6 protein-coding genes are annotated in these 5291 nt (G+C 61.2%); 1 reads left to right on the top strand and 5 read right to left on the bottom strand.

Annotation, left to right across the window (positions count from 1 at the left end; translation table 11 throughout):
- From JJ869_RS21840 to JJ869_RS21830, 3 genes are all read right to left on the bottom strand, one after another.
- A partial coding sequence (locus JJ869_RS21840) for an ATP-binding cassette domain-containing protein (RefSeq protein WP_292270739.1) occupies positions 1 to 266 on the bottom strand: 266 nt, incomplete at its 3' end.
- Positions 266 to 1117, bottom strand: coding sequence for an amino acid ABC transporter permease (locus tag JJ869_RS21835; protein ID WP_292270737.1), 852 nt, complete (start codon positions 1115 to 1117; stop codon positions 266 to 268). The genes JJ869_RS21840 and JJ869_RS21835, both read right to left, overlap by 1 nt.
- Position 1118: 1 nt before the next feature.
- Positions 1119 to 1931 (bottom strand): ABC transporter substrate-binding protein, encoded by an 813-nt coding sequence (locus JJ869_RS21830; RefSeq protein WP_292270734.1) that lies wholly within the window; start codon positions 1929 to 1931, stop codon positions 1119 to 1121.
- 451 nt (positions 1932 to 2382) lie between these two features.
- Here JJ869_RS21830 and JJ869_RS21825 point away from each other — a divergent pair, with 451 nt between their 5' ends.
- Positions 2383 to 3024: a response regulator transcription factor gene (locus tag JJ869_RS21825; RefSeq protein ID WP_292270731.1), complete on the top strand. Its 642-nt coding sequence runs from the start codon at positions 2383 to 2385 to the stop codon at positions 3022 to 3024.
- A 33-nt stretch (positions 3025 to 3057) separates the two neighbouring features.
- Here JJ869_RS21825 and JJ869_RS21820 read toward each other — a convergent pair whose 3' ends face one another.
- Both JJ869_RS21820 and JJ869_RS21815 read right to left on the bottom strand, forming a co-directional pair.
- Complete coding sequence (locus JJ869_RS21820) at positions 3058 to 3321, bottom strand: hypothetical protein (RefSeq protein WP_292270729.1); 264 nt, start codon at positions 3319 to 3321, stop codon at positions 3058 to 3060.
- A 3-nt stretch (positions 3322 to 3324) separates the two neighbouring features.
- Positions 3325 to 5291: glutamine-synthetase adenylyltransferase (locus tag JJ869_RS21815; RefSeq protein WP_292270727.1), on the bottom strand; the 1967-nt coding region annotated here is incomplete at its 5' end.

Here is a 5291-nt window from a genome sequence, read left to right as displayed (position 1 = left end):
TTGAACGACTGGAAGACGATCCCGATGCGCGCACGGATCGGCTGCGGGTTCAGCCCCGGTCCGCTGATATCGACACCGTCCAGAAGGATCATGCCGTCGTCGATGGGTTCCAGCAGATTGATGCAGCGCAACAGCGTCGACTTGCCCGACCCCGACGCGCCGATCAGGCAGACCATCTCACCCTCATCCACCGACAGATCGATGCCACGGCAGACGATGTTGTTACCGAAACTCTTGGTGACGCCTTGCAGTTCCAGTTTCGCCATCAGCTTTGCCGCCGCCGCTGTTTGTTCATCAGGTAGTCGGCATAGCGCGTGGCCGGGATTGTCAGCGCCAGAAAGATCACTGCAGCCCCCACATAGGGTGTGAAGTTGGCCATAAGGGATTTGTAGACGCCCGCTTGCCGGAACACCTCGACCGGACCGATGAAGCTGAGCAACGCCACGTCTTTCTGCAGCGCGATAAAGAGGTTCATGTTGGCCGGTGCCACGTTGCGGATCGCCTGCGGCAGCACGACATAGCGCATGGTTTCGCCATCCGACAACCCGAGCGATGCCGCCGCCGCGCGCTGGCTGTGGTGGATGGAGTCGATGCCCGACCGGATCACCTCGGCCACGTAAGCCGCGTAGACAAGGATCAGCGCGAGAGACCCCCAGATGTACGGCGAATTCCACGGGCGCGGCAGACCAAGGCCGGGGACGCCAAAGCCGATCAGATAGATCACAAGGATCACCGGCAGCCCGCGAAACACATCCGTGTAGATCGCCCCGAAGAGCCGCAGCGGATACAGCGCGGGCGATCGCACATCGCGGAAGAGCGCGATCACCAGACCCAGAATGGCAATGATCGGCGCGCACCACAGGAAGATGGCGACGTTCATCAGGAACGCATCCAGAAGCCCCGGAAAGGTCTTGGCGAACACCTCACCATTGAAAAAGCTGCGTTTGACCGCGTCCCAGCCGGGGGCCAGCGGCACCAACAGGACAACCGCCAGCACCACCGCGAATGTCGATCCTGCCGCGATGGTGATCGACCGTCGCCGCAGACGTTGCTCATAGGCTTGGCGACGGGTCAGTGTTGGCGCTGACCCGCTTTGCAGACGTGTCTGATCGGTCATGTCACTCGATCACGGGAACGCCAGTGGCATCCTGCAACCAGGTGGCTTCGATCTCGGCCAGCTTGCCGCTTTCGGTCAGCGCGGTGATCGCGGTGTTCACGCAGTCGCGCAGCGGGTTGCCGTCCTCGAACAGCAGACCGAACTGGTCCGGGTTCTCGGACCGGTCCGCCGGGAACTGACCCAGGATCACACCGCCTTCGACCACCACCGCCGACAGATAAAACGCCGTCGGCAGATCGAAGAGCGCAGCATCAATCTGGTTGGCCTGCATCGCGGCGGTCACATCGGTGTTGTCGCCATAGAGCAGCGGGTCTTTCTCAGGTGCCACGATCTCGGTCAGCATCGGCAACGCCGTGGTGTTGGCATCCGCGCCCCAGACCAGCCCCTTGAGGCTGTCCAGCGTGGCGGTGGCACCAGCGTCCACGACACTTTGCGTGGTCAGCACCGCCATGGCCGAGGTGTAATAGGGCAGCGAGAAATCGACCATCTGTTCGCGCTCGGGCGTGATCGAGTATTGCTGCATGTTGAAGTCGAAGTCCTTTGCGCCCGGCTGGATCGCCTCGTCGAACGAGGTGCGGACCCATTTCACCGCGTCGGCCTCGAAGCCAAGCTCTGCCGCGATGGCATAGGCGACAGCCGCCTCGTAGCCTTCGCCGCTTTCGGGCGCGTCGTTCAGTACCCACGGATAGTAGGCCGGGTTGCCGGTCGCGATGGTCAAGACGTTCTCTTCCAGCGTCAGCCCGGTCGCACAGCTGCCATGCCCGGCAGCAAGAGCCACCGACGACGTGGCAGCAAGAAGACATGCGGAAGTCATGAAGGTTTTCATTGGTCTGATCGTCCTACCCTGTTGAGTCGGACAGAGGTTAGACGGCGGCGGGAAATTGTCCAGCGACCGCGCCAGGGCGGGTCGGCAATTCGCGGTGTGGGCACACTTTTTATCAATGGAAAAGCCTTCGGCAGCAGGAGCCGCAAAGACTTTGGTTCAACCTCAAGGCCAGCGCCGCCCCTGCGTTTTGGTGCGCTGGCGGCGGTTAAACCTTCGGTCAGGACCTGCGTCATCGGGTGACGATCCCGTAACGCAGAACGAGCATTTTTTTGCCAATTAATAGGACATTTTAAGCGAGGGGTGGAAACTAAAGTGCACATTGCTACGTTAAGTGGTAACAGCCGCCAATTGCCAGTACCCCGATGCAGTGTAAAGGGCATTCGCGACGGACAATACCAGTTTGCAAGCAACCAACCCTTTTGTTTTGGGAAAGGTGAGCATGACAAGCGACGTCACCAAGCTTTTGATCATAGACGGGCAAAAACTCATCACGGATCTCCTACAAGCCAACCTGGTTTCAGGCGGTGAGTTCTATGTTGAGTCAGCGAAATGCATGACCGAGGCTGTCAATCGCCTGCAAACGGGGGTGTCAGAGGCATATGACATTGTCCTGCTAGAGCTTGATCTTTCTGAACCAATCACAGTGAGAGCAGTTGCACATATTGTAGAGCTGTCGTCGCCCGCAAAAACGGTGCTCTTTTCAAGGCATGCCGATCCGGTATTTATCGAAAGCTGTGTTGAGGTTGGAGGCTTCGGGTTTGTCCCCAAAACGCTTTCGCTGAATGCGTTCAAAAGCGTGTTGAACTTCATCGCATCGGGGCAAGTCTTTATTCCAGCAAAGATGCATTCAACGGCAAAAGGCGGACGAGACGACGTCAAAGGAGTATTGACCCAGCGCGAAATGAGTGTGCTCGGCAAAATCTCGATCGGGTTGTCGAATAAACAAATCGCAGACTGCCTGGACGTGCAGGAATCGACCGTCAAAATGCGCGTGCGCTCTTTGTGCAAGAAACTTGGTGCGGCGAACAGGACACAAGCTTTGGTCAATGCCCAGCGGCAAAGGATCCTGCCCCAGCATTGAAGCCCAAAACACAGGGCAGAGGTGGGAGGAGCTTTAGCTGCGCCGCCCCTTCCAGCCGCCCCGGCGTTTGGGGGCTTGGGCGGCGCTTAAACCTTCGGTCAGGACCTGCGTCATCGGGTGGCCTGCTACCGGGTGACGATCCAACAGGCCGCGGATCAGCGTTGGGCTGTCTGCGTCCACCGGCACCGCCAATGCCCAGTCCAAGAAGATTGACCGACACTCTTCATAGGTGATGCCGTCGATCTTGAACGCTTCCGCGATCAGACCCTTCGGGTCGGTGGCATCCCCCTTGTGCATCGGTCAGTCCTCTTCACTCACATCCAGCAAGGCCGCGTCGATGATCTCGGCGGCGCGTCGGGCCCGGTTTTCTAACAAAGCCTGAAGCCCATCGATCGTCTCTGTGCCGGTGATCCGACACAGGAAGTCCGACGCCGCACTGATATCACGATCCGGCGTCAAGGTGGTCTCTGAAATCAGCCGCGACCCGATCTGGAGCGACCAGCACAGGCGGTAGGCGTCAATCAGCGATTGCGCATCTTCAGAGGCCAGCCATCCACAATCCGCGCCACGTGCCAAAGCCCCGGGCACCGTGTCGAGCGGTTGACCCGCGATCAGCGCAGCGGCCTGCGCGACCAGTTCGATGTCCTGCAACCGCCCCTGCCCCAACTTGGCCTCCCATGGACCACCATCGCCTTTGGCGGCGGCGATCCGGTTGCGCATGATGGCGACCTCGCGCAGCACACTGCCCCGGTCACGGGGGGCGGCCATCACGTCAGCCTGCACAGCCGCAACGTCGTCCATCAGATCGGGCGGACCTGTGACGCAACGCGCGCGGCTCAGCGCCAGATGTTCCCACACCCATGCGTCTGATTTCTGGTAACTGCGGAAGGATTCCAGGCTGGTCGCCACCGGCCCCTGATTGCCCGACGGGCGCAACCGCATGTCGATCTCGTAAATCCGCCCCTCGGCCATCGGTGCCGTCACCACCGTAATCAGAGCCTGCGTCAGCCGCGCATAATAGGGTCGTGTCGCCAGCGGGCGGCGACCTTCAGAGATCTCGGCATCACCCGGATCATAGATCACGATCAGGTCCAGATCAGAGCGCGAATGAAGCCGCCGCGATCCGAGGCTGCCCATGCCCACAACTACCGCTCCACGACCGGGCAATGGCCCATGTTTGCGGGCGAAGTCGGCCTGCACTTCGGGGGCAAGTGCGGCAAGCGTGGCATCGGCCAGATCGGCATAATGCGTGCCCGCTTCCTCGGCCCCGATCAAGCCGCGCAACAGATGCACGCCAACCCGGAAATGCCATTCCTTACCCCAGCGCCGGCCGGTGTTGAGCTTGTTCTCGTAATCACTTTCCTGCGCCAGAAGATCGGCCAGCGCCTTCTGCAACGCGTCCCGGCCCGGCCAGTCGGAAAAGAAATCCCCACCGATCACGGCATCGAACACAGACGCGTTGCGCGACAGATACCGGGCGAGGTCAGGCGACACGCCAACGATGTCGATGAGAAGATCGATCAGCTGCGGGTTGGCTTCGAAAAGCGAGAACACCTGCACCCCGGCGGGCAAGCCGCTCAGGAACCCGTCAAAGGCGGTCAGCGCCTCCATCGGGTGCGAGGTCTTGGCCAGGCGGCCAAGGATCTCGGGCCGCAGCCGCTCGAATATTCCGCTGCCCCGCGCCGACCGCAGCGCCGGATAGGTGCGCCACCGGCTGACGATCTCGGAATTCTCGAACTCTTCCGGCACAGCTTTGCGCCGCGCGGGTGTGCCGTCACCGCCGAAAAACCCTTCCGTCAGCGCATGTGTTTCCTCAAGCCGCGCGCGCAGGTCCTTGTGCAGCGTCGCGCGGTCGGTGCCCATGAAAGCGGCCAACCTGTCGAACCCGTCGTCGGATTGCGGCAAGTCATGCGTCTGCGCATCGCGCAACATCTGGACCCGGTGTTCGACCTCGCGATGGGCGCGGTAGTGGTCCGTCAGCGTGTGCGCGACATCCTGCGGCACCCATCCCTTGTCGGCCAGCACCGCCAGCCCCGGCACCGTGCCGCGGACCCGCAGATCAGGATCGCGGCCCCCGGCGATGATCTGGCGGGTCTGAGTGAAGAACTCGATCTCGCGGATGCCACCGCGCCCCAGTTTCATGTTGTGCCCCGGCAGCGTGATCGGTCCGGCCAGCCCTTTGTGATCGCGGATCTTGCGCACCATGTCGTGGGCGTCTTCGATGGCCGCGAAATCCAGATGCTTGCGCCAGACAAAGGGCGTCAGTG

Source organism: Marivita sp. (assembly GCF_017643905.1).
Taxonomy (GTDB): Bacteria; Pseudomonadota; Alphaproteobacteria; order Rhodobacterales; family Rhodobacteraceae; genus Marivita.
Note: the sequence above shows the minus strand (reverse complement) of the source record. Positions and strands in the feature narration are given on the sequence as shown.

Coding starts and splice junctions, on each gene's coding strand:
- JJ869_RS21835 (WP_292270737.1), bottom strand. CDS start 1,117: ATGACCGATCAGACACGTCTGCAAAGCGGGTCAGCGCCAACACTGACC.
- JJ869_RS21820 (WP_292270729.1), bottom strand. CDS start 3,321: ATGCACAAGGGGGATGCCACCGACCCGAAGGGTCTGATCGCGGAAGCG.
- JJ869_RS21830 (WP_292270734.1), bottom strand. CDS start 1,931: ATGACTTCCGCATGTCTTCTTGCTGCCACGTCGTCGGTGGCTCTTGCT.
- JJ869_RS21825 (WP_292270731.1), top strand. CDS start 2,383: ATGACAAGCGACGTCACCAAGCTTTTGATCATAGACGGGCAAAAACTC.